This window comes from Microbacterium sp. KRD172 (genome assembly GCF_017168295.1).
Classification (GTDB): Bacteria; Actinomycetota; Actinomycetes; order Actinomycetales; family Microbacteriaceae; genus Microbacterium; species Microbacterium profundi.
On sequence record NZ_JABFAS010000035.1, the window covers coordinates 1 to 1,308 of the forward strand.

Consider the following 1,308-nt stretch of genomic DNA (forward strand, 5'->3'; position numbering starts at 1 on the left):
AGATGTTTATAAGAGACGGGGCGTAGCCCCCGCCCCGCCCGGGCCGATTTCGCCGAGACCGAGTTGGCGGCGCGAAACCGAGCCGCGTGAACTCGGTCTCACACTGAAGACTCGGTTTCGTGGGCGAACTCGGCGCGAGTAACTCTGCCTGCACGCAATCGCAGGCGGGCGAGTTGTGCAGAGGTGCTGGGTTGGCGGCCAATGGCAGGGATGCCGCGCATCCAAGCTGTGCGCATGGCATACACGCTGTCCGGTCGTGCACAACTACTCTCCCCGCTGCCGCTCTACACCCGTGAAGACGCGAGGATGCTCGGTCTTCGACTGGAGGCGCCGCGGTGGCATCGCGTACGCAAGGGCGTTCACGTCGACAAGAAGCAGTACCTGGCGCTCAACGACTGGCAGAAGTACGCGGTCTGCGTGCACGCGTACCTTCGCCTCCATCCGGATGCCATCCTCTGCCTGGAGTCGGCGGGAGTGATCCACGGTCTTCCGCAGTTCGGCGAGGGCAGGTTCATCCATGTCTATGACCCGCGGGCCATGGCATCGCAGCGTTACGGCGATATCAGGGTGCACACCAGCCGAGACCCACGCCGGGTGGTTCGGATCGGTGCCACCCTTGTCACATCGCTGCTCGACACCGTGGTCGACCTGGCGCGGGTGATGAACCCCGCGGATGCTCTGGCCGTCGCCGATGCGTCGATCTCGGCCGTTCAGGGCGGATCGCTGCGTCTGGATGCTCTGATCGAACGCGGCCGCGAGCTCGAGGATCCGCGTGGCCGCGCAAGGATGCGGTGGGTCTGGGGTCACGCGAATGCATTGTCCGAGTCGCCCGCGGAGAGCATCAGCCGCGCTGTCATCATGTGGAGCGGGTATGAGATGCCCGAACTGCAGCGCGAATTCCGCTATGAGGGTCATGTCGACCGCTGCGACTTCTACTTCCGGTCGAACGGTGCGATCGGCGAAGCTGACGGATGGGGCAAGTACGAACTTGACGACCCGGCCGAGGCCGCCCGGCGTCTCAGGGACGAGAAGCGTCGGGAAGACAGGCTGCGTCGCCATCAGCATCCAATGGGCCGCTGGGATCTTGGCGACGCCTGGAAGGTGAGTCCGCTCCGTGCCGCGCTGGACGGCGCAGGCGTGCGCATGGTTCGGCCGCCGGTGCCAGCGATGCTCGCCACGCTCAGGGTTCGGTCGAGGGCAAAGCCATGGCGGCCTACGCCGCGCGAGACCGACCCAGCGGAATGAGACCGATGTGGGCCGGCTCGGTCTCATGCCGCGAACTCGGTCTCGTCGCTGGGTGGGCTGGGC

Annotated in this window: 1 protein-coding gene; it reads left to right on the top strand. The window is 66.1% G+C overall.

Going from position 1 to position 1,308, the window contains the following annotated elements; genetic code table 11:
* The first annotated feature begins 234 nt into the window (after positions 1 to 234).
* Positions 235 to 1,245, top strand: coding sequence for a hypothetical protein (locus J1M43_RS16575; protein ID WP_206477569.1), 1,011 nt, complete (start codon positions 235 to 237; stop codon positions 1,243 to 1,245).
* The last annotated feature ends 63 nt before the right edge of the window (positions 1,246 to 1,308 follow it).